The sequence below is a fragment of the Nocardia sp. GTS18 genome (assembly GCF_013839555.1).
GTDB lineage: Bacteria > Actinomycetota > Actinomycetes > Mycobacteriales > Mycobacteriaceae > Nocardia > Nocardia rosealba.
This window is the reverse complement of record NZ_JACBIU010000005.1, coordinates 156,662-182,308: the sequence shown is the minus strand read 5'-3', so window position 1 is coordinate 182,308 and position 25,647 is coordinate 156,662. Positions and strand designations below refer to the sequence as shown.

The 25,647-nt window shown below is 69.5% G+C and carries 25 protein-coding genes; 9 read left to right on the top strand and 16 right to left on the bottom strand.

What is annotated here, in order from left to right; translation table 11 throughout:
• Positions 1-4: 4 nt before the first annotated feature.
• Genes HYG95_RS08390 through HYG95_RS08375 form a run of 4 tightly spaced genes read left to right on the top strand, consistent with a single transcriptional unit; the run spans position 5 to position 5,779 of the window.
• Positions 5-1,432 carry an ABC transporter substrate-binding protein gene (locus HYG95_RS08390; RefSeq protein ID WP_181697430.1) on the top strand — a complete coding sequence of 476 codons (1,428 nt, stop codon included), beginning with the start codon at positions 5-7 and terminating at the stop codon, positions 1,430-1,432.
• Positions 1,429-2,331, top strand: coding sequence for an ABC transporter permease (locus HYG95_RS08385; protein ID WP_255495069.1), 903 nt, complete (start codon positions 1,429-1,431; stop codon positions 2,329-2,331). The genes HYG95_RS08390 and HYG95_RS08385 overlap by 4 nt, the downstream gene beginning before the upstream one ends.
• Complete coding sequence (locus HYG95_RS08380) at positions 2,328-3,062, top strand: ABC transporter ATP-binding protein (RefSeq protein ID WP_181697429.1); 735 nt, start codon at positions 2,328-2,330, stop codon at positions 3,060-3,062. The genes HYG95_RS08385 and HYG95_RS08380 overlap by 4 nt, the downstream gene beginning before the upstream one ends.
• On the top strand, positions 3,059-5,779 hold the full coding sequence (locus tag HYG95_RS08375; RefSeq protein WP_181697428.1) for a fumarate reductase/succinate dehydrogenase flavoprotein subunit: 2,721 nt from the start codon (positions 3,059-3,061) through the stop codon (positions 5,777-5,779). Before HYG95_RS08380 ends, HYG95_RS08375 begins: the two co-directional genes overlap by 4 nt.
• 102 nt (positions 5,780-5,881) lie before the next feature.
• Here the strand turns inward: HYG95_RS08375 and HYG95_RS24720 are convergent, their stop codons facing one another.
• Entirely contained in the window at positions 5,882-6,010 is a 129-nt protein-coding gene (locus tag HYG95_RS24720; RefSeq protein WP_255495068.1) for a hypothetical protein, read from the bottom strand.
• 120 nt (positions 6,011-6,130) lie between these two features.
• Here HYG95_RS24720 and HYG95_RS08370 point away from each other — a divergent pair, with 120 nt between their 5' ends.
• Positions 6,131-7,381 (top strand): serine hydrolase, encoded by a 1,251-nt coding sequence (locus HYG95_RS08370; protein ID WP_181697427.1) that lies wholly within the window; start codon positions 6,131-6,133, stop codon positions 7,379-7,381.
• A gap of 9 nt (positions 7,382-7,390) precedes the next feature.
• On the opposite strand, the gene HYG95_RS08365 is transcribed toward HYG95_RS08370, so the two are convergent.
• The 4 genes from HYG95_RS08365 to HYG95_RS08350 form a co-directional block, all read right to left on the bottom strand.
• Positions 7,391-7,639 carry a hypothetical protein gene (locus HYG95_RS08365; protein WP_181697426.1) on the bottom strand — a complete coding sequence of 83 codons (249 nt, stop codon included), beginning with the start codon at positions 7,637-7,639 and terminating at the stop codon, positions 7,391-7,393.
• Between the two features lie 61 nt (positions 7,640-7,700).
• Entirely contained in the window at positions 7,701-7,991 is a 291-nt protein-coding gene (locus HYG95_RS08360) for a hypothetical protein (protein ID WP_174550258.1), read from the bottom strand.
• 195 nt (positions 7,992-8,186) lie between these two features.
• Positions 8,187-8,828 (bottom strand): response regulator transcription factor, encoded by a 642-nt coding sequence (locus HYG95_RS08355; RefSeq protein WP_181697425.1) that lies wholly within the window; start codon positions 8,826-8,828, stop codon positions 8,187-8,189.
• Positions 8,825-9,973, bottom strand: coding sequence for a sensor histidine kinase (locus HYG95_RS08350; protein ID WP_255495067.1), 1,149 nt, complete (start codon positions 9,971-9,973; stop codon positions 8,825-8,827). The genes HYG95_RS08355 and HYG95_RS08350 overlap by 4 nt, the downstream gene beginning before the upstream one ends.
• A 109-nt stretch (positions 9,974-10,082) precedes the next feature.
• On the opposite strand from HYG95_RS08350, the gene HYG95_RS08345 reads away from it, so the two are divergent.
• Positions 10,083-10,631, top strand: a complete 549-nt coding sequence (locus HYG95_RS08345) for a hypothetical protein (protein WP_181697424.1) — start codon at positions 10,083-10,085, stop codon at positions 10,629-10,631.
• Between the two features lie 8 nt (positions 10,632-10,639).
• On the opposite strand, the gene HYG95_RS08340 is transcribed toward HYG95_RS08345, so the two are convergent.
• The 8 genes from HYG95_RS08340 to HYG95_RS08305 are packed head-to-tail and all read right to left on the bottom strand — an operon-like array spanning position 10,640 to position 18,200.
• Positions 10,640-11,584 (bottom strand): ABC transporter substrate-binding protein, encoded by a 945-nt coding sequence (locus tag HYG95_RS08340; RefSeq protein WP_181697423.1) that lies wholly within the window; start codon positions 11,582-11,584, stop codon positions 10,640-10,642.
• Entirely contained in the window at positions 11,581-12,300 is a 720-nt protein-coding gene (locus HYG95_RS08335) for a class II aldolase/adducin family protein (RefSeq protein ID WP_181697422.1), read from the bottom strand. Before HYG95_RS08335 ends, HYG95_RS08340 begins: the two co-directional genes overlap by 4 nt.
• 14 nt (positions 12,301-12,314) lie before the next feature.
• On the bottom strand, positions 12,315-13,484 hold the full coding sequence (locus HYG95_RS08330; RefSeq protein WP_181697421.1) for an LLM class flavin-dependent oxidoreductase: 1,170 nt from the start codon (positions 13,482-13,484) through the stop codon (positions 12,315-12,317).
• On the bottom strand, positions 13,481-14,575 hold the full coding sequence (locus HYG95_RS08325; RefSeq protein ID WP_181697420.1) for an LLM class flavin-dependent oxidoreductase: 1,095 nt from the start codon (positions 14,573-14,575) through the stop codon (positions 13,481-13,483). Before HYG95_RS08325 ends, HYG95_RS08330 begins: the two co-directional genes overlap by 4 nt.
• Positions 14,572-15,597 (bottom strand): ABC transporter substrate-binding protein, encoded by a 1,026-nt coding sequence (locus HYG95_RS08320; RefSeq protein WP_181697419.1) that lies wholly within the window; start codon positions 15,595-15,597, stop codon positions 14,572-14,574. Before HYG95_RS08320 ends, HYG95_RS08325 begins: the two co-directional genes overlap by 4 nt.
• Positions 15,594-16,349 carry an ABC transporter ATP-binding protein gene (locus HYG95_RS08315; RefSeq protein WP_181697418.1) on the bottom strand — a complete coding sequence of 252 codons (756 nt, stop codon included), beginning with the start codon at positions 16,347-16,349 and terminating at the stop codon, positions 15,594-15,596. The genes HYG95_RS08320 and HYG95_RS08315 overlap by 4 nt, the downstream gene beginning before the upstream one ends.
• Positions 16,346-17,161, bottom strand: a complete 816-nt coding sequence (locus tag HYG95_RS08310) for an ABC transporter permease (RefSeq protein WP_181697417.1) — start codon at positions 17,159-17,161, stop codon at positions 16,346-16,348. Before HYG95_RS08310 ends, HYG95_RS08315 begins: the two co-directional genes overlap by 4 nt.
• Before the next feature lies 1 nt (position 17,162).
• A complete protein-coding gene (locus HYG95_RS08305; protein WP_181697416.1) occupies positions 17,163-18,200 on the bottom strand; it encodes an NrtA/SsuA/CpmA family ABC transporter substrate-binding protein in 1,038 nt (345 codons plus the stop codon).
• A gap of 210 nt (positions 18,201-18,410) precedes the next feature.
• Here HYG95_RS08305 and HYG95_RS08300 point away from each other — a divergent pair, with 210 nt between their 5' ends.
• A complete protein-coding gene (locus HYG95_RS08300) occupies positions 18,411-19,157 on the top strand; it encodes an IclR family transcriptional regulator (RefSeq protein WP_181697415.1) in 747 nt (248 codons plus the stop codon).
• A gap of 89 nt (positions 19,158-19,246) precedes the next feature.
• On the top strand, positions 19,247-20,656 hold the full coding sequence (locus HYG95_RS08295) for an MFS transporter (RefSeq protein ID WP_181697414.1): 1,410 nt from the start codon (positions 19,247-19,249) through the stop codon (positions 20,654-20,656).
• A 158-nt stretch (positions 20,657-20,814) separates the two neighbouring features.
• Here HYG95_RS08295 and HYG95_RS08290 read toward each other — a convergent pair whose 3' ends face one another.
• Together HYG95_RS08290 and HYG95_RS08285 are read right to left on the bottom strand one after the other, a co-directional pair.
• Complete coding sequence (locus tag HYG95_RS08290) at positions 20,815-22,080, bottom strand: hypothetical protein (protein ID WP_181697413.1); 1,266 nt, start codon at positions 22,078-22,080, stop codon at positions 20,815-20,817.
• A gap of 132 nt (positions 22,081-22,212) precedes the next feature.
• Positions 22,213-23,628, bottom strand: coding sequence for an amino acid permease (locus HYG95_RS08285; RefSeq protein WP_181697412.1), 1,416 nt, complete (start codon positions 23,626-23,628; stop codon positions 22,213-22,215).
• A 143-nt stretch (positions 23,629-23,771) separates the two neighbouring features.
• Here HYG95_RS08285 and HYG95_RS08280 point away from each other — a divergent pair, with 143 nt between their 5' ends.
• On the top strand, positions 23,772-24,764 hold the full coding sequence (locus HYG95_RS08280) for an LLM class flavin-dependent oxidoreductase (RefSeq protein ID WP_181697411.1): 993 nt from the start codon (positions 23,772-23,774) through the stop codon (positions 24,762-24,764).
• A 6-nt stretch (positions 24,765-24,770) separates the two neighbouring features.
• Here HYG95_RS08280 and HYG95_RS08275 read toward each other — a convergent pair whose 3' ends face one another.
• On the bottom strand, positions 24,771-25,589 hold the full coding sequence (locus HYG95_RS08275) for an NADPH-dependent oxidoreductase (RefSeq protein ID WP_181697410.1): 819 nt from the start codon (positions 25,587-25,589) through the stop codon (positions 24,771-24,773).
• Positions 25,590-25,647 lie beyond the last annotated feature (58 nt).

Below are 25,647 nucleotides of genomic sequence, written 5' to 3'. Positions count from 1 at the left end.
ACGCATGAAGATCACTCGTTTGCTGCCCGTCGCCCTTGCCGTCGCCCTCGCCGCGGCCGGGTGCTCACTCGAAAGTTCCACCGCCGCACCGGCGGGCACCGTCAAGGTCGTCATCGGCTATCAGTCCAAGACCATCAACACCGTCACCGCGGGCACGCTGCTGCGCGCACAGGGCTATCTCGAACGGCGGCTGCAACAGATCACCGACGCGGGTGGCGCGAAGTACCAGGTGGAGTGGCAGGACTACGACACCGGTGCGCCGATCACCGCCCAGATGGTGGCGGAGAAGATCGATATCGGGTCGATGGGTGACTACCCGTTGCTGATCAACGGTTCACGCACCCAGGCCGCCGAGCGTTCCCGCACCGAGCTGGTGTCGATCACCGGCTACAACCCCAAGGGTGCGCTGAACATGGTTGTGGTGCCGCAGGATTCGCCTGCGCGCTCGCTGACCGACCTGGCCGGGCAGAAGATCTCGGCCAGTGTGGGTTCGGCGGGTCACGGCACTCTGGTGCAGGCGCTGAGCCGGGCGGGAATCGATCCGGCGAAGGGCGTGGAGGTGCTCAACCAGCAACCCCAGGTCGGAGCGACGGCACTGGAATCGCATCAGGTGAGCGCGCTGTCACAGTTCGTGGCCTGGCCGGGTCTGCTGGTGCAGCAGAACAAGGCCAAGCTGCTCTACGACGGTGCCGAGCTGAATGTGCCGACCTTCCACGGGGTGGTCGCCCGGCGGGCGTACGCGGCCGAGCATCCCGAAGTGCTGCAGGCGTTCCTGGCCGCACAGCTGGACGCGACCGCCTTCCTCAACGAAAAGCCGTTCGAGGCAGCGGATCTCGTCGCGAAGGGGTCCGGGCTGCCGCAGGAGGTCGTGTACCTCTACAACGGGCCCGGCGGCACGAGCTTCGACACGACCCTCAAGGCGAAGCTGATCGCGGCGTTCAAGGACGACGTGAACTATCTGAAGTCGATCGGTGACTTCGCCGACCTCGACATCGACGCGTTCGTCGAGGACGGGCCGCTGCGGCAGGCGTTCGCCGAGACCGGCCGCGATTACGACGCGACCCTGGCCGAGTCGACCAACCCCAGTAAGGTCACCGGCACCGACCCGGTGTGCGCTGTGCCCGTGACTGATCCGGCCCTGGCCGGTGAGGTGTGGGTCGAGGGCGCCGAAAAGCCACAGCCCGCCGCGAATCCCGACTGCCTGCTGCGGGCAGTCCAAGCCGCCGAGGCGCAGGGCAAGACCGTTCGCGCGGCGTATGTTCCCGATGCCGAGCTGGGCACCCGCTGGTTCGCGGACAAGGCGATCTGGTTGCGTGAGGGCACCCGGTACCTGCCCTTCACCACCCAGGCCGCAGCCGACCGGTACCGGGGTACCCACCCGGCGGCCACCGCTGTCACCTACGACCAGGCCGTCACGGAGGTCCGCGGATGACCCCCACCGCCCGCGCTGCCGCGGCACCTACCCCGACCATCGAGGCCACGGCGGCTCCCGCATCGCCGGAAACGCCGGTCGGCACACTGTCCACCACTGGCAGTGACGTAACCACCGCCGACTCCCCAGGGTGGACTTCGCGGTTGATCCGGGTCGGGTCGGTGGTGGCGGCGATCGGGTTGTGGCAGGTGCTCACCGCAGGCGATGTGCGGGCCGGACTGCGGTTCGACACCCTGCCGACGGTGACCGAGATCGTCGCCGAATTCGGGGAGCACCTAGGCAGCGGACAGTACTACCTGGATGTGGCGCAGTCGCTGATCCGGATCGTCACCGGGTTCGGGCTGGCCGCGGTCGTCGGGGTGCTGGCGGGTATCGGCCTTGGCCGGTCCCGGTTGCTGGCCGACGTGTTCGGTCCGCTGGCCGAACTGGTGCGACCGATTCCGGCGATCGCGCTGGTCCCGGTGGCGATCCTGCTGTTTCCCAGCGACGAGTCGGGCATCGTCTTCATCACCTTCACCGCCTCGTTGTTCCCGGTGCTGGTGAGCACCCGGCACGCGACGCGCGCGCTGCCGACCATCTGGGAGGACGCGGTCCGCACCCTCGGCGCGTCGCGGCGTGAGGTGCTCACCAGGGTGGTGGTGCCCGGGATCCTGCCCGGCGTGTTCAGCGGATTGTCGGTGGGTATGGGGGTGGCCTGGATCTGCCTGATCTCCGCGGAGATGATCTCCGGTCGCCTCGGGATCGGCTACCGCACCTGGCAGTCCTACACCATCGTGGACTACCCGGCCGTGTTCGTCGGCATGATCACCATCGGCGTGCTCGGCTTCCTCACCTCCGGAATCGTCGAACTGGCCGGCCGGCGGGCCACCCGCTGGCTGCCGAGAGAGGTCGCCTCATGACCATCGCCACCGCCGTCTCGACCGGCATGCGCCTCGATCTGGAATCGGTGCGCGTCGGCTACGGCACTAGAACCGTTGTCCGCGAACTGGATCTGTCGATCGGCGCCGGGGAGATCCTCGTCCTGGTCGGCAAGTCCGGCTGCGGCAAGTCCACCCTGCTGCGTGCGATCGCCGGACTGCGCGAGCCGAGCGGGGGGACGATCCGGGCCGACGGTGATGTCGTCACCCGGCCGTCGGCGGATCGGGCACTGGTCTTCCAGGACGACGCGCTGCTGCCGTGGCGCACGGCTCGCGCCAATGTCGAACTGGCGCTGCGTCTTCGCGGTGTCGCGCGAGCGGAGCGCCGGGAACAGGCGCTGCGCTGGCTCGGCGAGGTCGGGCTCACCGGGTACGCCGACTACCTGCCTCGCGATCTGTCGGGCGGGATGCGTCAGCGTGTGCAACTCGCCCGCAGCCTGGCCGGTTCGCCGCGCGCGGTGCTGATGGACGAGCCCTTCGGCGCACTCGACAGCCAGACCCGCGCCGAGATGCAGCGCCTGCTCGTCGACACCTGGCGCGCACATCCCACCACGATCGTTTTCGTCACCCACGACCTCGACGAAGCGCTGTGCCTCGGCGACCGGATCGCCGTGCTCGGCGCGGGCACGCTGCGGGCCGTCGTCGAGGTCCCCGACCCGCGCGAACCGGTCGACCGGAGCGCGCTGAGGTCCCGAATCCTGGAGTCGCTGTGAACATTCCCGATCTGGACGACCGCGTCCGCCTCGACTGCGACGTGCTCGTGATCGGCGGCGGAACGGCGGGCACCATGGCCGCGCTCACCGCCGCCGAATCCGGTGCGAACGTGCTGCTGCTCGAGAAAGCGCATGTGCGCCACTCCGGTGCGCTGGCCATGGGAATGGACGGCGTGAACAACGCCGTCATCCCCGGCAAGGCCGAACCGGAGGACTACGTCGCCGAGATCACCCGCGCCAACGACGGCATCGTCGACCAGCGCACCGTGTATCAAACGGCGACAAGAGGTTTCGCCATGGTGCAGCGACTCGAACGCTACGGGGTGAAGTTCGAGAAGGACGAGTACGGCGAATACGCGGTACGTCGGGTGCACCGCTCGGGCTCGTATGTGTTGCCGATGCCCGAGGGCAAGGACGTGAAGAAGGCGCTGTACCGGGTGCTGCGTCAGCGCAAAATGCGGGAGCGGATCCGGATCGAGAACCGGCTCATGCCGGTGCGGGTGCTGACCGCCGAGGGCCGCGCGGTCGGCGCGGCCGCGTTGAACACGCGCACCGGTGAATTCGTCGAGGTCGCGGCCAAGGCGGTGATCCTGGCGACGGGTCCGTGCGGCAGGCTCGGGCTGCCTGCCTCGGGTTACCTCTACGGCACCTACGAGAACCCGACCAATGCGGGCGACGGGTACTCGATGGCCTATCACGCCGGTGCCGAGCTCTCGGGCATCGAGTGCTTCCAGATCAACCCGCTGATCAAGGACTACAACGGCCCGGCCTGCGCGTATGTGGCCAACCCGTTCGGCGGCTATCAGGTCAATGCCGAGGGTGAACGGTTCGTGGATTCGGACTACTGGTCGGGCCAGATGATGGCCGAGGTGAAGCAGGAGATCGAATCCGCGCGCGGCCCCATCTATCTCAAGGTGTCGCACCTGCCCGACGAGACGCTGTCCACCCTCGAATCGATCCTGCACACCACCGAACGCCCCACCCGCGGGACGTTCCACGCCAACCGCGGTCACGACTACCGCACCCACGACATCGAGATGCACATCTCCGAAATCGGTTTGTGCAGTGGGCATTCGGCCTCAGGTGTGTGGGTGGACGAGAACGCGCGCACCACGGTGCCCGGGTTGTATGCGGCCGGCGACCTGGCGTGCGTGCCGCACAACTACATGATCGGCGCGTTCGTCTACGGCGACCTCGCGGGTGCGCACGCGGCGTCCACGCTGGCCGACGTCGAGGCGCCGAGTTCGCTGCCCGTCGATCAGCTCGCCGAGGCACACGAACTCGTCTACCGCCCGTTGCGGCAGCCCGAGGGTCCGCCGCAGACCCAGGTCGAGTACAAGCTGCGCCGGTTCGTGAACGACTACGTGGCGCCACCGAAGACGGCGGCGAAACTATCGATCGCGGTGGAGACCTTCGAGCGGATGCGCGCCGAGGTCGACGGGATCGGTGCGACCACACCGCACGAGCTGATGCGCGCAGTGGAGGTCCAGTTCATCCGCGACTGCGCCGAGATGGCCTCGCGCAGTTCGCTGACGCGCACGGAATCGCGGTGGGGGCTCTACCACGATCGCGCCGACCTACCCGACCGCGACGACGAGTCGTGGAATTTCCACCTGAATCTGCGCAAGACCGCCGACGGGGAGATGGAGTTCGTCAAACGGTCGGTGGCGCCCTATCTGGTGCCGGTACCCGGCCTCGACGACGTGCCGTCGGCCGAGCCGATCGTCGAGGTGATCGCCCAGCCGGAACTGGTCGGCACCCGGGCGCCCCAGCGTGCGGCGCCTGCACGCACCGAAGCCGCGCCGGTGTCGCCGTCCTCGCCCCGGCTGGTCACCCTGCTGGCGCTGGATTCGCCTGTACTCGAAGATGTTTCGAGCTTCCTGACCGATCCTGATCCGGTCGTCCGTGTCGCGGCGCTGTCGGTGCTCACCGAGAACACCCCCGACGGTTTCGCCGACGAGTTGGTGCGGGCCCTCGGTGACGAGGGCGCCTCGGTGCGCCGGGCCGCCACCGAGAGCCTGCGGGAACTGGTGGAGGTGCTGCCGGGGCCCGGTGCGCTGGCGGAATACCTCGGCTCCCCGGATCCGCTGGTGCGCGCCACGGTCGTCGACCTGTTGCGCGCGCTACGGGCCGGGTCCGTCACGGCATTCCGTGCGGCACTGCGCGATCCGGATCACCGGGTGCGGATCGAAGCGGTGCGGGCGCTTGTCTCGCTCGACGACGCCGACGCCGTCGCCTCGATCGCCGGTGACGCCAACCGGGAGGTGCGCATCGCGGTCGCCCAAGGGCTGGCCTCGATCGGCGCGGGTGGACACGAGGTGATCCGGACACTGGTCGCCGACCCGGACCCCCTGGTCCGTGCCGCCGCGCTCACCGCCTATGCCGCCCTCGGCACCGACGACATCACCGAACTCGTTGCGGCCCTGGGCCACTCGGCCTGGCAGGTGCGCGTCGGCGCCGCCAAGGGCCTAGCGGGTGCCAGCCCGGACCTTGCGGTGGAACCGCTGCGCGCGGCGTTGTCCGACCGCCACCTCGATGTCCGCAAGGCAGCGGTCCTGTCACTGTCCACCTGGCCGGACAGCGGCACTGCGCTCGACGCCCTCGAGTCCGCGGTAGAAGACCCCGACGCCGACGTCCGCGCGTACGCCCGTCGGGCGGTCACAGCCGCGGGCCGGACTCCCGGTGCCGACGCGCTCCCGGCCGACGCTGTCGCCTGACAACCCGTACGTCGGCCGACGCTGCCCGGCTGGTCGACGGTGGCGCAGGCGGCGACGGTGGTCACCACCAACTCGTCGACCTGCGCCGCGTCGACTGCCGGCTCACCGCGGGGTGGTGTCGGCCGACGCGAACGCCGGGAAACCGCGCACCCGGCGATGTCGGTCGAGGCCGCGCCAGCACTCCTCGTCCTTCGCGTCCTCGATCAGATGTACTCGCTCCGCACCGGTCATGTCCTCCACCGAGGCAGCAGGCAGGGCGATGACCGTGCCCTTCGCCCAGGCAGATCGCTGGCGGCACGACGCCCTGGCTGACGGGGGCGGGACTGTAGCCGGCGTCGGTAGGCTGGCCCGATGAACGCACTCGCTGGCACATCGGTTCAGGTTGCCGATGATCTGGACTCGGTGACGACGGTCGGGCACGAGGACGACCCCGCCGATGCGGGGTCCTCGCGGGCCGATGTCGAGGCACTGTGGTCCTCGGTGCGGGCGTGGTATTCGATGGGGACCACCCCGGCGATCCAGGTGTGTCTGCGCCGCAACGGCAAGATCGTGCTGAATCGAGCCATCGGGCACGGCTGGGGCAATACCCCGCGAGAGCAGCCGGACGCGGAGAAGATCCTCGTCACCCCCGACACCCCGTTCTGCGGATTCTCGACCGCCAAGGGCGTGGCCGCGACGGTCATGTCGATGCTCATCGAGCAGGGTGCGTTCGCGGCGGACGACGCGGTGTGCGACTACATCCCGGAGTTCGCGGCGCACCGCAAGGGTGTGATCACCATCGGCGACGTGCTCTCGCATTCGGCGGGCATCCCGTTCATCACCCCGCCGTACCAGGGGGCGGAGCTGGTGATCGACGAGGATCTCGCGCTCGAGGCGCTCACCGCGCTGGTCCCCAGCTGGCCGCCGGGCCGCTTCCGCGTCTACCACGCGCTGACCAGCGGACTCGTCCAGCGGTTGCTCGTGCAGCGGGCGACGGGCAAACGGATGCGCGAGCATCTCGCCGAGCAGGTGCTCGAACCCTTGGGTTTCCGGTGGAACAACTTCGGCGTCGACCCCGCCGATGTCGACAAAGTGGTGCCGAGCGTGAAAACCGGTCCCCCGCCGTCCCGGCTGATGCTGTTCCTGACGAACAAGGCGGTCGGCGGGCGGATGGACAAGGCCTCCAAGGCGACCAACGACGCCTTCCTCACCGCCGAACTGCCCTCGGGCAATCTCGTGACCACCGCGTACGAGCTGTCGCGGTTCTACGAGATCCTCGCCCGCGGCGGCGAATTGGACGGAGTGCGGATCATGGACCCCGACACCGTACGCACCGCGATCGGGCAGGCCGACCGGATGCCGGGACTCGCGGGCCGGGTCAGCCGGGCTGGTTTCGAATTGGGCGCTCGCCGTTCCAAATTCGGGCCGGACACCACCCACCATTTCGGCCGCAGCGGGCTGACCACCCAGTACGGGTGGGCAGACCCCGATCGCGGCCTGTCCGGCGCGATCCTCACCAGCGGCAAAGCCTCCACCGACACCGATCGGCCGTGGCGACTGGTCGCCCAGGTATCGAAAACCCTGCGCCCGCTCGCTCCGACCGAGCGACTCTTCCGGCCCTGAATCAGCAGGTCAGATCATGCCGCCCAGGGAGGTTCCCCCGCTGCCGCTGCTCGGCGGGGAGGGGTAGCTGCGGCCGCTCGACGAGCCGATATGCCCGGAACCGTGCCCGGTCTGTGGCCGGGTCTGTTGATACCGCCGGGCGCGGACCGCTTCCGCGCGCCACTCCCGCTTCGCTCGAAACCACATCATCACCGCGGCAACGGCGCCGGCGAGCAGGATGAGGAGGACCACACAGACGCCGATCAGGAACCACTCCATCCGTCCACGGTACGGTCGGCTTCTTCTCCGGAAACAGAGGCTTCCGGCCCTCGGTGCTGTGTCAGGCTCCGATGACGGCGTTCATGATGGTGCCCGCGCTGGTGGCGACCGCGCCGCCCGCCATCGCGCTGGCGATCATCTTGGGTGACTGCAGGCCGCCGCCGTTCCACTTCTCCCAGGCGAAGCGGCCGCCGCCGTAGGTGATGGCGGTGACGCCGGACAGCAGGATCATCCAGGTGAAGTACCGGCCGAGCTGCAGCACCTTGTCGGCCATGGGCGGCGCCTCCGGCGTCGGGTTGCCCACCTGCGCGAGAACGATGCCATAGGTGTCGTGCACAGCGGCCAGGATCATGCTCACGATCGTTGCTCCTTCGTCGGTTGTTCGTGGTGACGCCGATGTCGAGAACGCGTGACGCGGTAGAGCCAGATCTATTGAATATTCAACCTCAGGCGGGTCGGGTGGCGTGCACGACACTCCGCAGGCCACCTGGGCGCCCTGACATGGGTATTGAACCGGCGTGCCCGTTTCAAACGGCACGATATGGCGTCACGGAAATTCGAGACCGACCTGTGCCGCGATGACGGCGGCCTGCACGCGTGATTGCACGCCGAGCTTGCTCAGCACCCGCGAGACGTGGGTTTTCACCGTCGCCTCGCCGATCCGCAGGCGGGTGCCGATCTGCATGTTGGACAGGCCGGCGCCGAGACCGGCCAGCACCTGCCGTTCGCGGTCGGTGAGGGCCGAGAGGTCGGGTGGGGTGGTTTCCTCGGTGCGTGGGAGGGCGGCGATCACGGCACGGGTCACCTTGGGGTCGAGTACCGCGTCGCCGTCGGCCACCGCCTGGACGGCGCGGACCAGGTCGTCGCCGCCCACCGATTTCAGCAGGAACCCGCTGGCGCCTGCCGACAGCGCGCCGAGCACGTAGTCGTCGATGGCGAACGTGGTGAGGACCAGGACCTTCGCGCTGGTCTCGGCGACGACGGCCGCCGTGGCCGCCAGGCCGTCGACGCGGGGCATGCGCACGTCCATCAGGACGACGTCGGGGCTCAGTGCCTTGGCCTGGCGGACGGCCGCGGCACCGTCGGCCGCTTCACCGACCACCCGCACCTCGCCGGTGGCCTCGAGCAGCATCTTCAGGCCGGCGCGGATCGCGGCGTGATCGTCGGCCACCAGCACGGTCACCGTCATCTGGCCTCCAGGGGGATCCGGACCCGAACATGCCATCGGCCGTCGCGGGCGCCCGCGGTGGCGGTGCCGTCCATCGATTCGGCGCGGAACATCATGTTGCGCAACCCGTTTCCGTGGCCTGTCGCCACCTCGGAACCGAGGGGATTGCTCGCCTCGACCACCAGCCCGGTACCCTCCCGGCGCAGTTCGATGTCCAAGGGTGCGCCCGGTGCGTGTTTGGTCGCGTTGGTGATGGTCTCGCCGAGGATCCGGGTGACCACGGCCTCGATCGCCAGCGGCAGCGACAGGTCGTCGGGCCTGCGCAGCGAGACCGACCCGCCCGCCGCCTCGGCCGCCTCGATCAGGCCGTCCAGCGAGGCCAGCCGGGTCGTGACGGCGCTGTCGTCGGGTCCGGTGAGCAGTTCGATGGTGGTGCGCATCTCTTCCATGGCGGCCAGGCTGCTCGACCGGATCGTTTGCAGGACACCGATATTGCCCGGGTCGCGCTGCGCGACCTCGGCGAGGATGGCGACGGCCGAGACGTGACCGGCGACCGCGTCGTGTAGATCGCGGGCCAGGCGCCTGCGCTCCTCCCCGATGGCGGCGGAGCGTTCGGCGTCACGCGCGGCGAGTTCGGCGCGACCGGCATCGCGTTCGGCGTCGACCATCCGCCGGGAGGCCCGCACGGCCCGGCCGTAACCCAGGGGCGACCAGGTGAGCGCCACCCCGATCAGACCGGCGTAGAGCCCGGCACGCACCCCGAGCAGGGCCAGGGCGAGCAGCGCGCCACCGACGGTCACCAGGAACGCGAACCAGCCGACCACCACCGACAGGCGCGCCGACCCGGTGCTCACGGCCAGGAAGATCACATCGGTGAGCGCGATCCACAGCGGCAAGGAGGGCCCGAAGACGAAGTCGCCTGCCAGCAACGCGATCATCAGCCCGAATGCGAGGGCGGGCCTGCGTTGCGCGGTGAGCTGGATGGCGAGGGCGGCGAACAGCAGTGCCAGTTTCGCGGCGGGCGGATAGAGATCGCGGTCGGCGACGATGGACCAGCCACCGACACCCCACAGCAGCAACCCGACGAGGAAGACCCCGACGGCCGCGGAGGTGGCGCTGTCGAACGCCTCCACGAGCCGATCCATGGGCGCGCGGACGGTGGGCATCTGCTCATTCCAGCACATCGGGCGGTGGTAGACGTCCCCCGAAGGACGGACCCGCCCGCGACCGGAAGCCGGATGTGTCACCCGGACCCGGTTCGGCACCCTGAGGTACATGAACGAACTGACGAATCCGGTCCTGCTGACGATCGCGGGGTGTGAGATCGGCTTCTGGGTGCTGGTGGTGGGCGGGTTGGCTCTGCGCTACCTGCTGCGGTTGCGCCGCGCCAGCACCGTCACCCTGGCGCTGGTCCCGGCGCTGGACGTGGTGCTGGTGGTCGCGGTGGCGATCGATCTGCACCGGGGTGGCGAAGTGACGTTCGCGCACCGGATCGCCGGGATCTACCTCGGCTGCACGGTGATGTTCGGACCGCGCATGATCCGGTGGCTGGACGAGCGCTTCGCCCACCGCTTCGCCGGCGGCCCCGCACCGGTTCGGGTGCCGAAATACGGGCCCGAACGCACCCGCAAGGAGTGGGCCGATTTCGCCCGCTGGCTCGGCGCCGCGGCCATCGCGGGCGCGCTCACCCTGGCGCTGAGCTACACCGTGGCCGACGCCGAGCAGCGCGAACAGCTGATGGGGATCTTCGGTTCGCTCGGCGTGATCACGGTGATCTGGTTGCTCACGGGACCGGTGTGGGTCACGGGGTCGCGGCGGAGCTGATCCGGGACTCAGACCGTGGTGGTGGCCTGTTCGTCGATCAGCTCCCCGATCCACGGGAGCACCGCCGACCGGACCTCGATCGCGCGCGGGAGCAGCCCGTTCGCGGCGAGGAGGTCGGCGGCGCGCTGCTGTTCGTCGAGGAAGACCTCGGTCACGGGGTGCACGCCGAACGGTCGGCCGCGCAGGGCCGCTTCCCAGGCGTCGAGATCGGCGGGGATCCCGTGGCGGAGCGCGTCGTCGACGAAATACTGCGCCGCGGCCCGCGGGTTCTCGGCGATCCAGGCGTCGGATTCGCGCAGCGCCGCCAGCACCGCCTCTACCGTGTCGGGATCGCCTTCGGCGAGGTCGCGGTGGGTGAACCACAGGGAAGGGTGGCTGAAGACCGAGGCGGTGTCGACCAGTGTGACGAGTTCGGTGGCTGCCTCGATCTCCTGCAGACCGGGGTAGGTGCCGACCCAGGCATCGAGCTCACCGGCCAGCAGTGCCGCGCCGCCGCCGCGCACGTCCACGTCGATCGGTTCGACATCGGCCCAGGTCAGGCCGACCTTGTCGAGAGCGAACAGCAGCAGCGTGGTCTGCCAGGAGCCGTGCGCGATGCCGACCCGCTTGCCGCGCAGATCGGCGGCGGAGGTGATGCCGCTCGCGGCGGTCGCGACCAGCCTGCCGTTCTCCACCCGCGGGCCCGAGATGCCGAGGTAGACGATGTCGCGCTGGTTGGCCAGCGCCGTGAGTGGTGGGGTGAAGCCGGTGCCGATGATGTCGTAGCCGCCCTCGGTGAACAGCCAGTCCGAATGTTCGCCGGGCAGTGCGGTTTTCGGGTCTACCCGGGCGGGCCGGGGCAGTTCGCGCAGGTCGACCCATTCGACCTCGGGCAGCAGCCGTTCGAGAATGCCACGGTGGCGCAGGACGAACAGGGAATTGTTGTGCGGGAAGTAGCCGACCCGGATGCTCATCGCGCGTCTCCGATCAGGCCGAGGCGGCGGGCTTCGTCGGCCAGTCCGCTGCGCTGCCACTGCACCGCCAGGTTGGACGGATCGAATTCGACCGAGCCGCCGAGGCTTTCGGCGATCGCCTGATACTGCGCACCCTCCTCGAGCAGCACCACGAATTTCGCCAGTTCCAGCAGGCCGGCACGGCCGATCACGTTGGCCCCGCCGTTCGCCTCGAAGATGGCGGCCAGGTGCGGGTCGGTCTCGAGCTTGCTCAGGATGAAGTCGCCCGCCCCGATGGTGCGGTCGATGTGCGGCGGGATCTCGCGCGACAGGGTGAGCCGCTGGGAGGCGGCGTAGCGGATGGGCAGGGTGCGGTGGGTCTGGGCCCAGCCACCCAGCCACGGCGTGTGGATGTGCACGACCGAGGTGATCTCCGGGTGCGTACGGAAGACCTTCGCGTAGCCGGTGACGAATCCGGCGGATCCCTTGCCGGACAGCACTTCTCCATCGAAGGTCGCCACGACGGGCTCGACTGTGCGGTCGGTGGCCCAGGGGCCGGGTTCGTTGAGGGCGACGGCGATCTCGGTGCCTGGCACGCGCTCGACGAAGTTGACGGTGCCGTTGCCGGTGACGGTTCCGGTTTCCCGGAAGACCCGGAACGCGGTCTCGGCGTCGCGGGTGGCCGCCGCGACGAAGGCTGTCACGGTCTCCGTCAGCAGGGTTTCGGTGGTGGTCATTGGGACTCCTGTGGTTATCGGGCCGTCGCGAGGACGGTGTCGGTGGGTGGGGCGGTGAGCCGGGAGCGGCCGAGCAGCGGCAGTACTTCCTCGCCGACCCGATAGGCCTCTTCCAGATGCGGGTTGCCCGCGAGGATGAAGGCGTCGACGCCGAGGTCGATCAATTCGTCGAGCCGCTGGGCTACCTGTTCGTAGCTGCCGACCAGGCCGAACGCCGGGCCGCCCCGGATCAGGCTGAAACCGCACCAGACATTGGGCTGTACTTCCAGATCGCGGTAGCCGGTGATGTTCTCGGGCACCCAGCCTTTGATCCGGGCAGCGCCGACCGAGTCGCCCTGGGCCGCGCGGTTGGCGGCGTCGCGGTCGACGAAAGCCCAGCCCTTCTCGATCTCGGCCCACGCGGCTTCCTCGGTGTGGCGGGCGACGATGTCGATGCGGACGGCGAACTCCGGTGTGCGCCCGGTGGTTTCGGCGTTGCGGCGGACACCGTCGAACTTGGCGCGCAGGTCGGCGTAGGGCTCGAGCCAGGACAGGTAGTAGTCGGCGTGGCGGCCCGCGGCGGCCACGGCGGCACCCGACGAACCGGAGAAGTACACCTCGGGGAAGTGTTGCCCGGCCAGGCCCGGTGGCAGTGCGGCGCCTTCGGTGCGGAAGAAGCGGCCGTCGTGATCGAAGGGCTCACCATCCCAGACGCCGCGCAGCACGTCGAGGAACTCGCTCGTGCGCGCGTAGCGGTCGTCGTGGGAAACCTTGTCGCCCCACCACAATTGGGCCGGACCGCTACCACCGCTGATGATGTTGTAGACCAGCCGTCCGCCCGTGGCGCGTTGCAGGCTCGCCGACATGCGCGCCGCCTGCACCGGGTGCAGGAAGCCGGGCTGGAACGCGACCATGAAGCGGTAGGTGGTGGTCTCGGCGGCCAGCGCGGCGGCGAAGGCCCATGGGTCGTCGGTCACCGGGAACGACGGCAGCAACCCACCCAGGAAGCCCGCCGATTCCGTGGCCTTGGCGACCGCGGCTACGTGATCGAGGTAGGTGTACTCGTCGAGGGCGCCGTTCCGGACGGCCGGTGCGATATTGCCCGGGCCGTAGCCGCCCGCGTTGCCCCGGTTGTAGCGGCGTGGGGTCCGCAGCGAGGCGTGATCGCCTTCCATGCCGATGCGCCAGTAGACGTCGATGGTCATGCGGTGACCTCCTGAGCGAGTGTGCGGGCGTTCGGGTCGGCGAGGAACAGCAGGTGCTCGCCCGCGCGGTGGATTTCCTCGATCGCGGGGTGGCCCGACAACACGAAGGTCTGCACGCCCGCAGCGATGTACTCCGAAAGGCGTTGTGCCACCTGCGCATAGCTGCCGACCAAGCCGATGCGCTGGTCGTAGCCGAACGCGTGGAACCCGGACCAGCGACCGTCACCGAGGATGTGGTCGGCGACGTTCTCGGGACGGTCGAGTTCGGCCCACTGCCGATGCACCCTGGCCCAGGCTTCGTCCTCGGTCTCCCTCGCGATGATCGGCAACTCGAGGCCGACCCGCACGCTGCGGCCGGACGCGGCGGCCCGCTCCCTCAATTCGGTGACCGCACGGGTGATTCCGTCTTCGTGTTCGGCGAACAGATGGACATCGCCGTGCGCGGCCGAGAGGGCGAGCGCGGCGGGCGTGGTGCCGCTCAGATGCACCGCCGGGAACGGCAGACCGGACAGGATGCCACGAAAACCACCGTCGACGACGTCGTAGTGGCGACCCGCGTAATCGAAGCCGGTGCCCGCGAAACCCACTGCGCCGACCTCGTTCTCGTTCCAGACACCGCGGGCGACCGTGAGGAATTCCGCGGCGCGGTCGTAGCGTTCGTCGCCGGCGAGCCTGTCACCGCGCGCACGGGCCTCGGCCGCGTCGGTGTCGACGGCCAAGCGCCAGTTCAGCCGGCCTGCCGAGTGCCGCTGCAGCGTCGCCGACATCTTCGCCGCGTACACCGGGGTGCCGAACGCGGGCTGGAATTCGACCGTTACGCGTGTGTAACGGGTGGCGCGCAGGGCCGCGGCCGCCACGATCCAGGATTCCTCGCCGAGCGGGTCGTAGGGGGCGAGTACGCCGTCGAAGCCGGTGAGCTCGGCGGCGTCGACGATCTGGGCGAGGTCGTCGAACGGGCCGTAGCGACCGGGCCGCAGATCGGTGGTTTCGACGGCCGGATTCGGCGGTCCGAATCCGCTGCGGCCACGCAGCGCCGGATCGGCGCGTCGTCCGTCACCACGGCTGGGCAGCCGCCACAGGAAACCGGTCATGCCGGCACCCGCTCGGCAGCGACGATCTCACGCGCCCGCGCCAACGGCTCAGGGGCGACCCAGGATTCGAGATCGAAATCGGCGGCCAGGAAGCCGTGGGTGTAGAGGAACTGCTTCTGCACACCGAGCAGCTCGACCCGTTCGTCGGTGAGCGAGGGATGCAGGCCGCGGTGGAACTCGGCACCGTAGGCAGCGACGACACCGGCCGGGCCGGACAGCGTTTCGCGCTGGAGCACAGCGCGGACACCGTCGAGGTCACCGGCGGCCCAGTCGGCGGCGCGCAGGCTCTGCGCGAGGAAGCCGACGACGACCTCGGGCCGGGATTCGAGCAGGTCGGCGTGGACCGTGATCGGGCGCGGGGTGCCGTTGTTGACCCGCAGGTGCTTGGTGGCCGAGGCGTCGAGGTCGACCGCCACGCGCAGACCTTTCTCTGCCGCCACCTCCTTGGCGCGCGCGCCCTTGACGTAGATCGCGTCGACTCTGCCGTCGAGGAGTTCGTCCACACCCCAGGTCGTCGAGCGACGAGCGCTCTGGATCTCGTTGCGCACCTGCGGATCCCGCTCGACCGCGAGTTCCACGACACGCACGTCGGACAAGGTCAGCCCGGCCGGGCGCAGGGCGTTGGCGAAGCCGTGCAGCGCCATCGCTCGCGGGAAGCTACGGGCCTGGTCCTGCGCCCAGGCGGGGACGCCGATGCGCAGTCCGGCCAGCCCGGCGGCGTCGGTGACCGGCGAATCGGGGCCGACCAGGATCGCCTGGGACTCGTCGATCCAGGTGAGCCCGATCAGGCGGGTCGGTGAGCCCTGTGCGCGTGCGGCCAGGGCCGGCACATTTCCGCCCTCGCGGATCAGGCCGGACAGGTCGTGCAGGAAGTGGTGCCCGGCGAGTTCGGGGCCCGCGTCCTGCAGCACGCCGAACTCGAGGCCCGCGTTCGCGGCGGTCTCACCGAGCCAGCCGAGGCTGTGCGCGAGCCCGCTCGCGGTGGGCACGGGGCAGCGGGTGTACCACAGGGTTTCGGTCATGACAGGCTCCTTGCATGTGGTCCGACACCGAGTTGGGCGAGGAATCGCGTTCGGTAGCCGAGGGTTTCGGGTGCCGCGTGATCGCGCGGGTGAGGTAGGTCGACGGTCTCGTCGACGGCGAAACGGCCGCGGTCGAGGATGATCACCCGGTCGGCGAGCCGGATCGCCTCGTCGACATCGTGGGTGACCATGAGCACGGCGGGCCGGTGACGCGCGACCAGATCGCCGACCAGGTCCTGCATGCGCAGCCGGGTCAACGCGTCCAGCGCCGCGAACGGCTCGTCGAGCAGCAGCAGTTCCGGTTCGCGAACCAGGGCCCTGGCCAGGGCGGCGCGCTGCGCCTCGCCACCGGACAGGGTGGCGGGCCACTGCCCTGCCTTGCCGTCGAGGTGCACTTCGGTCAACGCGCGCAGGCCGGCTTCGCGCTGCGCTCTGCCGCGTCGCAGGCCGACGATCACGTTGGCCAGCACCCGCTTCGACGGGATCAGGCGCGGTTCCTGATACACGGTCGTGCGGCGCGGCGGTACGAGAACCTCACCGGCGTCCGGTGTTTCGAGCCCGGTGAGCAGGCGCAGCAGCGTGGTCTTGCCGGTGCCGCTCGGGCCGAGCAGCACCACGAACTCGCCGCGGCGGATGGTGAGGTCGACGCCGTCGAGCACGGTCTTGTCACCGAAGGCCTTGTGCAGTCCGGTGATCGACACCGCCACCGGGTCCGCCGCTACCTCGATCGGGGCGGCTGCTGTTGTCGTCATCGGATCGCCACCTGCTTGCGCCAGGGCATCGCGTACCGTTCCGCGAGCCGTACGAGTGCGTCGAACACCAGACCGAGCAGCGCGTAGAGGACCACGCACAGCACCATGTAGTCGGTGCGGTTGTATTCCTGGGCCAGCGTCACCAGGTAGCCGACGCCCTGCTGGGTGCCGACCTGTTCGGCGGCGATCAGCGCGGTGATGCTGATCGACAAGCACACCCGCAGCGCCATCAGGATGCCGGGCAGCGCGGCGGGCACGATCACCTCGACGACGAGCCGGGTTCCGGTGAGGCCGAAACTGCGTGCCGCCTCGACCATCTTGCGGTCGACATTGCGCACGCCCAGGTAGGTGTAGGCGTACATCGGGGCGGTGGTCGCCACCGCGATCAGCAGCACCTTGTAGAGCTCGTCGATGCCGAACCAGGCGATGAACAACGGAACCAGCGCCAGGAACGGCACCGCACGCACGATCTGCATGGTCGAGTCGACCAGTTCCTCGCCGAGCGCGGACAGCCCCGACAGCAGCCCGAGCACCAGTCCGACGCCGACCCCGATCGCCACCCCGGCGGCTGCCCGGCCGAACGAGGCGAGGGCGAAGTCGAGCAGTTGACCGCTGCCCGCCAGCTCGACCAGTGCCGACCAGACGGCACCGGGTCCGGCGATCACCCGCGGCGAGATCGCACCGCTTGCCGAACCCGCCCACCAGGCGAGCACGATGAGGACGGGTAGCAGCGCGCGCAAACCGAGCGACAACCAGCGTGGCCGCTCCCGGGTGCGCCGGACACGAGGCGGGGCAAGGACGAGAATGCTCACCTCACTTGTCCTTCAACGCGGCGAGCTGTTCGGGGGTCAGCTTGGACTTCAGGTCGTAGAAGATGTCGGCGGCGGTGATACGGCGATCGATGACACCGTTGTCGGCGAAGGTGTTCACCACATCGGCCAGGTCGGTGGCGTCGGAGTCGACGGGCAACCGGGGCACGGAGGCCTGCGCGCCCACCCGGACAGCGTCGGCCAGGCGCTCACCGGTGAGCGCGCGTGGACCGGACTTGTCGAAGACGTTCTCGAAGTCGGCCGGTGCGGCCTTCTGCTTCGCGGTAAGGCCTTGCAGGACTTCCAGATACTTCGCGGCCACGTCGGGGCGCTCGTCGAGGATCTCGGTGCGGAACACCACCACGGAGTTGTCCTTGGAGCCGATCTGCTTCTCGGTGGTGATCTCCACCGCGCCCGCGGCCTTGGCCTCCTGGTACGGCACGAGGAACGACGCCCACGCGTCGACCTTGCCGGTCGCGAACGCCGAGGCGGCATCCTTCTGCTGCAGCGGGACCCGGGTGACCTGATCGGCCGAAATACCGGCCTGGGCAAGGGCTTTGAGCGTGATGTACTCGCCCTTACCCGCCGGGTTCACCGCGATCCGCTTGCCCGCCAGGCCGGCCACCGAGGTCACCCCCGACTCCGGCCGGACGACGATGCCGCTCTGATCCTGGCCCGCCGGATCGGCCACCGCGACGATCTTCACGCCGACGTCCTTGGACAGCGCGCCGACCACGGGACTGAAAGCGGCGCCGGACACGTCGAGTTCACCGGTATTGAACAGCTTCAGCATCGAACTGAACCCCGGTGTGGTGCTGACCCATTGGATCTTGGCGCCCAGCGGTGCGAGGGCCGCGTCGAAGGTTCCGTCGCGTTTGCCGACGGCCAGCGGGCCGCTGTTGCCCGGGTCGGTGACCTTGAGGACGTAGGGGGTGCCTGCCCCCTGTTCCGGCGTCGAGCCGGAGCCACATGCCGCGACGAGGGCGACGACGGGGGCGATCGCGAGCGCGATCCGCGAGAAGGCCGACAGCCTGCGGGACATTCGGGGCTCCTGTTCGGGACGGGGTCGATGCCCTCGGAGCGTATGAGCGCGCATCGTGCGAAACGAGGTATGCCTTTCCGTGGATCGGAAAGCTTGACACGAAGGCATCCGCAGATTTATGGAAATTGCTCGGTCACCGCGCCGCATTGCTTTCCATATATCGGAATACACCGACAGGCTTGCGCACAATGCCTGTGTTACCTTCGGTTCGTGGAGACCTCCAGCGTGCAGACTGTCACCCGAGCCCTGTCTGTACTCGACTGCTTCCGCGGTGGCGAGGAACGCGGTGTCTCGGAAGTCGCACGCGCACAAGGACTTGCGGTCAGCACCACGCACCGGTTGCTCGGCGCGCTGGTACAGGCGGGCTTCTTGGAGAAGGACGCCGAGTCCAGCCGGTATCGCATGGGCGGGGCACTGGCCGAGTACGGCCAGATCGCCTACCGCCAGCACAAGATCTACCTCGCCGAGCCCTGCCTCGAACAGCTCGCCGCCACCACCGGGGCGACCGGCTCGGTCGCCACCCGCCACGGAATCCACGCCGTCCTGCTCGGCACCAGCCGGTGGCGCGAGAGCGACGGGCACAAGCTGCAGGGTGTCCGGCTGCCGCTGCACGCCAGCGCGCTCGGCAAAGCACTGCTCGCCTGGTCCGACGTCGATGACGACGAGTTGCGTTCGCTGCCCTACGAAGAAGGCACCGAACGGTCCGTGACCGGACCCGAAGAACTGCGCGCCGAACTCGTCACCACCCGCGAACGCGGCTACGCGTTCAACGACCGCGAACTCGACCCCGGATTCCGCACCATCGGCCTACCGATCCTCGACCCCGAGGGCCGCTGCCGATTCGCGCTCGGCCTGCGCGGACCCGTCACGCTGATGATCGACGAACGGGTGCCGTTCTTCGTGGAGTTGGCCAAGGTCACCGCGGCCGAGATCGCCGCCAAGTTCGCGGCGGCCTGACCCGGCCCGTCCGGCACGGAAATCCCCGCGCGCGAACGCGGGCGCGCCGGATACCGTGGACCGATTGGTTAGTCGAGGAAAGGACCGCAGTGGCGACCGATACGGCGGACACGGCTGTCGGGTTGCGATCCGAACGGGGTGCGGTACTCGCCTCGCTCATGCTCTCGACCTCGTTGATCGCGCTCGACTCCACCATCATCGCCACGGCGGTGCTCACCATCACCGACTCGCTCGGTGGATTCGCGATGTTCCCGTGGTTGTTCTCGATCTACCTGCTGGCACAGGCGGTGACGGTGCCGATCTACGGCAAGCTCGCCGACATGGTGGGGCGTAAGCCGGTGATCCTGTTCGGGATCGCCGTGTTCGCGGTCGGCTCGCTGCTGTGCGGGCTGGCCTCGAGCATGCTGGCGCTCATCGTCTTTCGTGCCATCCAGGGAATCGGCGCCGGCGCGATCCAGCCGATGACGATGGTCATCGCCAGCGACCTCTACAACCTGACCGAACGGGCCAAGGTTCAGGGGTACATGGCGGGCGTGTGGGCCGGGTCGGCGGTGCTCGGTCCGCTGCTGGGTGGGCTGCTCTCCGATCACGCGGACTGGCGGTGGATCTTCCTGATCAACCTGCCGCTGTGCGCGGTCGCGGCGTGGATGTTGGTGCGGCACTTCGCCGAATCGGCGCCGCGGACCCGTCAGCGGATCGACTACCTCGGCGCGGTGCTGCTCACGCTCGGTGCGGGAGCGCTGATCCTGGCGCTGCTCGAAGGCGGGCAGGCGTGGGCGTGGGGTTCGCCGGTGTCGATCGCTCTGTTCGCGGGCAGCGCGGTGGTGCTCGCGCTGTTCGCCGTCGTCGAATTGCGGGTGCCCAATCCGGTCCTGCCGCTGTGGGTTTTCACGCGGCGGATCGTGATCGCCAGCAGTACGGTGTCGCTGCTGGTCGGTGCGGTGGTGCTCGGATTGACTTCCTACGTCCCGACTTTCGCCCAGGGAGTGCTCGGCACCACCGCCCTCGTCGCCGGGCTCACCGTCGGCGGACTCACCCTCGGCTGGCCGCTGGCGGCGACACTGTCGGGCCGGTTGTACCTGCGCTGGGGATTCCGCATCGCCGGTCTGCTCGGCAGCACACTCGCCGTCATCGGTTGCGCGACAACACTGTTCATCGACGCCGGGACCAGCCCGTGGCAGATCGCGGGTTCGTGCTTCCTGATCGGCGGTGGCATGGGTCTGGTCGCCTCCCCCACCCTCATCGCGGCGCAGAACAGCGCGCCCTGGCAGGAGCGGGGCGTGGTGACCTCGGCCAACATGTTCGCCCGCTCCCTCGGCAGCGCCCTCGGAGTCGCGGTGTTCGGCGCCATCGTCAACACCGGCATCACCGACCCCGACCACCCGACTCCCACCGAACTCGCCTCCGGCATCCACCTGGTGTTCGCCGCCATCCTGACCATGGCGGTGATCATGTTCGCGGCGGCCGCCACCATGCCCGGACGTACCGCCGCCGACTGACGGACCACCCCGGCGGCACCCGACATCCGGTCACACCCGGACCGACGGCTGCCCGCACCGAGGCGTCATCGGTGTCGCGCACGCGGCGGGTGTGCGGGCACCGCCGATACCAGGGTGTCCGGTCGACGCCCGCCGCGAGCGTCGGTTCGTGGTCGCGGTCAGGCGGATCGTTGCTCGGTGTGCCGCACCACCTCGACCCGCTCCTGCGGCCCGAACTCGACGACACGACGGATCCGCGAGTTCGCGACGGGCGCGAGGTCGACGGTGACCGGCGCACCCGCGCCCGCGCGAGCGATCGCGATGATGCGGTCCTGGAGGAACCCGTCGGGAACCGGCACCCTGATGATGTCGCCCACCGCCAGCGCCTCCGCGGCGACCTCACCACCGCCGCCCACCGCGGCGAAATCACCGCACCGAGTCGGTCCGGTGCTCGCGCCGAGCCCGCGTTCGGCGATGGTCCACCACACCGACTCGCGGGCATCGCCCGGCCCGGACGACGCCGCGGCGTCGCCATCGGCACGCGCCTGCCGGTGCGGCCGGGTCGTCTCTGCGAGGTCGCCCACGCTGGGCAGAGCCGCGGTGCCTTGGTCCGAATGCGCCGACCGATGCGACTGGTCCGCCGATGCGGGTGCGGGTGCGGCTGCGGGTGCGGGTGCGGGTGCGCCATGGTCACGCAGGACTGTCGTGTCGCCGTATGTGTACGGGCTGTCGATGTCCTGTTCGGTTGGCGGCCCGCTACGCCGAGCCGAGGCGGTGAGGCGCTGGTGCCAGGCGAGGATGCGGTCGCGTTCGGCTTCGGCGGCGGCGCGGGTCTCGTGCAGGGAGATGTGGCGGCGGGTCGGTGCGTTGCGGGGGTGGGTCGTGCCCGCGGCGCCGTCGACCACCAGGATCCAGCGGGCGCCGACGGCGCGGTCGCGGCGGGCCGAAACCCGTTCGGCCAGCGCGTGTCCCGGGGTGGCGCCGAGTCGGTCGGCGGCTTCCTCGATGCTCTCGACGAGGCCGAGTGAGCGCAGCAACTCGGCGGCCGAGAGTTCCGAGGTGTCGAGTTCCTGGGCGAGCGCGGGCATAGGCGTCTTACGGCGCCAGCCGATCCGGGCACAGTGTTCGTGGCGGGTGAACCACAAGCGGCTGCCGGAGCGGCGGTGCTGGTCGATCACCACCGCCCACCAGTCCCATTCGGGTTCGGCGACCAGGCGCGTGCGTACCCACCGTTCTCGTTCGGCGGTGGAGACCCGTTCCTCGGGTGGGACGAAGTTGCGCAGCGCGGTGCGGATCGCCGATTCCGTTCGCCCGAGCGTGCGGGCGGTGTTGGCCAGGTCGGCCCCTGCCCGCAGGTCGTCGGCGAGGATCCGGTATTCCGATTCGCGCCAGGTGGTTCCGTGCCTGCGTGGTGGACGCAGATCGCCGCGGAAGTCGTCACTCATGTCGTGCCCCCGTTCTCGCACCGCCCGGCAACACTCGCCGGGCCAGTTGTGTGACACTTCGACGATACCGATGGGGTATGACAGAAATCGCTTGTCTGCCAGCGGCTTTCCAGCAAACGGGGGTCGACGGACTCAGCGGGTGTGCGCGGCTCCCTTGCGGCCGAAGGTGTAGTAGCCGACGCACACCAGCGCAGCCCACACTGCACCGACGACCAGGGCGGTGCGCCCACCGTCGGTCCACAGCAGCAGGATCACGACCAGGCCGAGGAAACCGAGAGCCGCCCAGGTGGTCACGGGCGCGCCGGGCAGGCGGTAGTCGCTGGCGGGCAGTTCCCCGGCGCAAACCTTGGCGCGATACTTCAAGTGGCACACCAGGATCACGCTCCACACCACGATGATGCCGACCGTGCTCACCGAGGTGATGTAGGCGAAAGCCTTGTCCGGCGAGATCACGTTCACCACCACACCGATCACCATCGCCGCCGCCGAGGCGCAGATACCGGTGAACGGCACCGACTGCTTGCTCAGCTTCGCGAACCCGCCCGGCGCCTCGTCGCGCAACGCGAGACTGCGCAGCATCCGGCCGGTCGAGTAGATGCCGGAGTTGCACGACGACAGCGCGGCGGTGAGCAGTACGAAGTTGATGATGCCCGCCGCGGCCGGGATGCCGATCTGCTCGAACACCTCGACGAACGGGCTGCGCCCGGCATGGAAGCTGCGCCAGCTCGCCACCGACATGATGACCACGAGCGCGCCCACATAGAACAGCCCGATGCGGAAGGGCAGGGTGTTGATCGCCTTGCGCAGGGTGGTCTTCGGATCGCGGGCCTCCCCCGCCGTCACGCCGACCAATTCGACACCGACATAGGCGAACACGACGATCTGCAACACCAGCAGGGTCTGTCCGAAGCCGTGGGGGAACACCCCGCCGTCGGCCCACAGGTTCGTCACCGTCGGATCGGCGGCGTGCCCGAACCCGAACACCAGCACACCGATGCCGATCAGGATCATCGCCAGGATGGCGGTCACCTTGATCGCCGAGAACCAGAACTCGCCTTCACCGAAGATCCGCACCGAGATCAGGTTGGCGGTGAACAGCACCGCAAGCACCACCAGCGCGGTCACCCACTGCGGAATGTCGAACCAGTACTGCACGTAGTGCCCGGCGACGGTGATCTCGGCCATACAGGTCGACACCCACACCGCCCAGTAGGACCACCCCGTGGCGAATCCGGCGAACCGGCCGAGGAACTCGTGCGCGTACTCGGCGAAGCTGCCCGACACCGGACGGTAGGTGAGCAGCTCTCCGAGCGCGCGCATGATGACGAAGATCGCCAGTCCGGCGGCGAGGTAGGCCAGGATCAGCGAAGGGCCCGCCTGCTCGATCGCCGCACCGGAGCCGTAGAACAGACCGGTGCCGATGGCGCCGCCGATGGCGATCATCTGGATGGTGCGCGGATTGAGCCCGCGCGCGTAACCCTCCTCCGACGGAGCAGTGGGGGCTTCGGTCGGCGCGGCGGTGGGTAGGCCGGGACCGTCAGCGGACATGGAGGGATCCTTCCTTCGTGTCGAACAGTCCTGCACGCTACCGCGCCGCAACCGTGCCGCCGATCACCCCTACCGCTCGCGCGGAAATACCGGAGCCGCCGCGCCGGTTGGCCTACTGAGGGGATTTCACGCGAAGGAGACTCATGAGCCCGGTCACGCTGTCGGTTCTCGATCTGGCACCGGTGCAGGCCGACGCGACGGCAGGCGAGGCCCTGCACGCGACGACCCGCTTCGCCCAGCGCGCCGAGGAGCTGGGAATGCGCCGTTTCTGGGTGGCCGAGCACCACAACATGCCCGGCATCGCCAGTTCGGCGCCTGCCGTTGTACTGGCGCATCTCGCCGCGTCGACCTCGCGCATCCGGGTCGGATCGGGCGGCGTGATGCTGCCCAACCACGCGCCGCTGGTCGTCGCCGAACAGTTCGGCACCCTCGAGGCGCTGCATCCGGGCCGTGTCGACCTCGGGATCGGTCGCGCGCCCGGCACCGACCCGGCTACCGCTCGCGCGCTGCGCAGGCACGCCGAAGGGCTCGGCGCCGAATCGTTCCCCCGTGAGCTGACCGCCCTGATGGGTTATTTCGGCGGCACCGACCCGGACGGCATCGTCGCCACCCCTGGTCGCGGCGCACAGCCCGAGATGTGGTTGCTCGGCTCGAGCGGGTACAGCGCGCAGGTCGCGGCCGTACTGGGGTTGCCGTTCGCGTTCGCGCACCACTTCGCCGGCGAGAACACCGCCGCCGCGCTCGCGCTCTACCGGGACAACTTCCGGCCGTCGGCGATCCTGGCCGAGCCGTACAGCATGGTCGCGGTCTCGGCGATCTGCGCCGACACCGATGCCGAGGCCGACCGACTCGCCGCACCCCGCGACCTGGCCTTCGTCAATCTGCGCGCCGGCCGCCCGCAGGCGCTGGCCACCCCCGAGCAGGCCGACGGGTTCCCCGGCAGCGATGCCGAACGCCACTTCGCCGCCCAGCGCAAGGCAGGCCAACTGCAGGGTTCGCCGGAGACGGTGCGCGCCCAGGCAGCCCAGCTCATCGAGGACACCCGTCCCGACGAGTTGATGCTCACCACCCTCGTCTACGACATCGACACCCGCATCCGCTCCCTGGAACTCACCGCCGAGGCGATCAACGGCTGAACCGCCTCAGCGGAGCCGGAATCCCATGGCCACCAAGGACTCCCGGAGCCGGTGCCGGCCGTTGAGCGAGGCTTCGGAGCCGAGCCGGGCCAGTACCCGCTCGGTCCAGGAGAACGGTAGACCCTGGTCGCCGTAGACCGCGCCGATCCGCTGCTCGTACTCGGCGACCGGTCCGCGCTGACGCGGCAGGTCGTAGGTCTCCTGGTGCAGCACGGCCGCTTGCGGCAGTCGCGGCTTGACCCGGGTGCCCTCCGCCGGATCCGGGTGGCCGACCACCAGCCCGAAGATGGGGAACACGTGGGCGGGCAGGTTCAGTTCCGCCGCGACCCGCTCGGGGTCGTTGCGCAACGCACCGATGTAGACGGTGCCCAGCCCGAGCGATTCGGCGGCGATCACGGCGTTCTGGGCGGCGAGCGCGGCATCGACCACGCCGACGTAACTGGATTCCAGGTAGTCGGCGCCGTCGAGGGGCGCGCGGTGATCGTCGGCGAGCTGGCGCAATCGCGCGAAGTCGACGGTCCAGACCAACAGCACCGGCGCCTGCTCGATGTGTGCCTGACCGCCTGCCACCGCCGCCAGCCGGGCCCGCCGCGCCGGATCACGGACCTCGATCACGCTCCATGCCTGCAGGTTCGACGAGGTCGGGGCCGACTGGGCCGCCGAAACCAGGAGCCGGATCGTTTCCGGTTCGACCGGATCGGGCAGGTAGCGCCGGACCGATTTGTGTTCGTGCAACACCTGCAGCACAGAGTTCCACTGCGCGGGAACGACGGCGGCCGGGTCCGCGTAGCGCTGCTGGACAGGGTGGGGAGCGGTCTGCGTCATGGCCCCATCGTCGGTCACCACCGTGGGCGCCGTCTGCGATAACTCTCACCGTGAATCC

Coding starts and splice junctions, on each gene's coding strand:
- HYG95_RS08325 (WP_181697420.1), bottom strand. CDS start 14,575: ATGACCGGTTTCCTGTGGCGGCTGCCCAGCCGTGGTGACGGACGACGC.
- HYG95_RS08290 (WP_181697413.1), bottom strand. CDS start 22,080: ATGAGTGACGACTTCCGCGGCGATCTGCGTCCACCACGCAGGCACGGA.
- HYG95_RS08380 (WP_181697429.1), top strand. CDS start 2,328: ATGACCATCGCCACCGCCGTCTCGACCGGCATGCGCCTCGATCTGGAA.
- HYG95_RS08345 (WP_181697424.1), top strand. CDS start 10,083: ATGAACGAACTGACGAATCCGGTCCTGCTGACGATCGCGGGGTGTGAG.
- HYG95_RS08315 (WP_181697418.1), bottom strand. CDS start 16,349: ATGACGACAACAGCAGCCGCCCCGATCGAGGTAGCGGCGGACCCGGTG.
- HYG95_RS08305 (WP_181697416.1), bottom strand. CDS start 18,200: ATGTCCCGCAGGCTGTCGGCCTTCTCGCGGATCGCGCTCGCGATCGCC.
- HYG95_RS08285 (WP_181697412.1), bottom strand. CDS start 23,628: ATGTCCGCTGACGGTCCCGGCCTACCCACCGCCGCGCCGACCGAAGCC.
- HYG95_RS08385 (WP_255495069.1), top strand. CDS start 1,429: ATGACCCCCACCGCCCGCGCTGCCGCGGCACCTACCCCGACCATCGAG.
- HYG95_RS08280 (WP_181697411.1), top strand. CDS start 23,772: ATGAGCCCGGTCACGCTGTCGGTTCTCGATCTGGCACCGGTGCAGGCC.
- HYG95_RS08340 (WP_181697423.1), bottom strand. CDS start 11,584: ATGAGCATCCGGGTCGGCTACTTCCCGCACAACAATTCCCTGTTCGTC.
- HYG95_RS08365 (WP_181697426.1), bottom strand. CDS start 7,639: ATGGAGTGGTTCCTGATCGGCGTCTGTGTGGTCCTCCTCATCCTGCTC.
- HYG95_RS08350 (WP_255495067.1), bottom strand. CDS start 9,973: ATGCCCACCGTCCGCGCGCCCATGGATCGGCTCGTGGAGGCGTTCGAC.
- HYG95_RS08275 (WP_181697410.1), bottom strand. CDS start 25,589: ATGACGCAGACCGCTCCCCACCCTGTCCAGCAGCGCTACGCGGACCCG.
- HYG95_RS08360 (WP_174550258.1), bottom strand. CDS start 7,991: ATGATCCTGGCCGCTGTGCACGACACCTATGGCATCGTTCTCGCGCAG.
- HYG95_RS08335 (WP_181697422.1), bottom strand. CDS start 12,300: ATGACCACCACCGAAACCCTGCTGACGGAGACCGTGACAGCCTTCGTC.
- HYG95_RS08320 (WP_181697419.1), bottom strand. CDS start 15,597: ATGACCGAAACCCTGTGGTACACCCGCTGCCCCGTGCCCACCGCGAGC.
- HYG95_RS08390 (WP_181697430.1), top strand. CDS start 5: ATGAAGATCACTCGTTTGCTGCCCGTCGCCCTTGCCGTCGCCCTCGCC.
- HYG95_RS08330 (WP_181697421.1), bottom strand. CDS start 13,484: ATGACCATCGACGTCTACTGGCGCATCGGCATGGAAGGCGATCACGCC.
- HYG95_RS08370 (WP_181697427.1), top strand. CDS start 6,131: ATGAACGCACTCGCTGGCACATCGGTTCAGGTTGCCGATGATCTGGAC.
- HYG95_RS24720 (WP_255495068.1), bottom strand. CDS start 6,010: ATGACCGGTGCGGAGCGAGTACATCTGATCGAGGACGCGAAGGACGAG.
- HYG95_RS08355 (WP_181697425.1), bottom strand. CDS start 8,828: ATGACGGTGACCGTGCTGGTGGCCGACGATCACGCCGCGATCCGCGCC.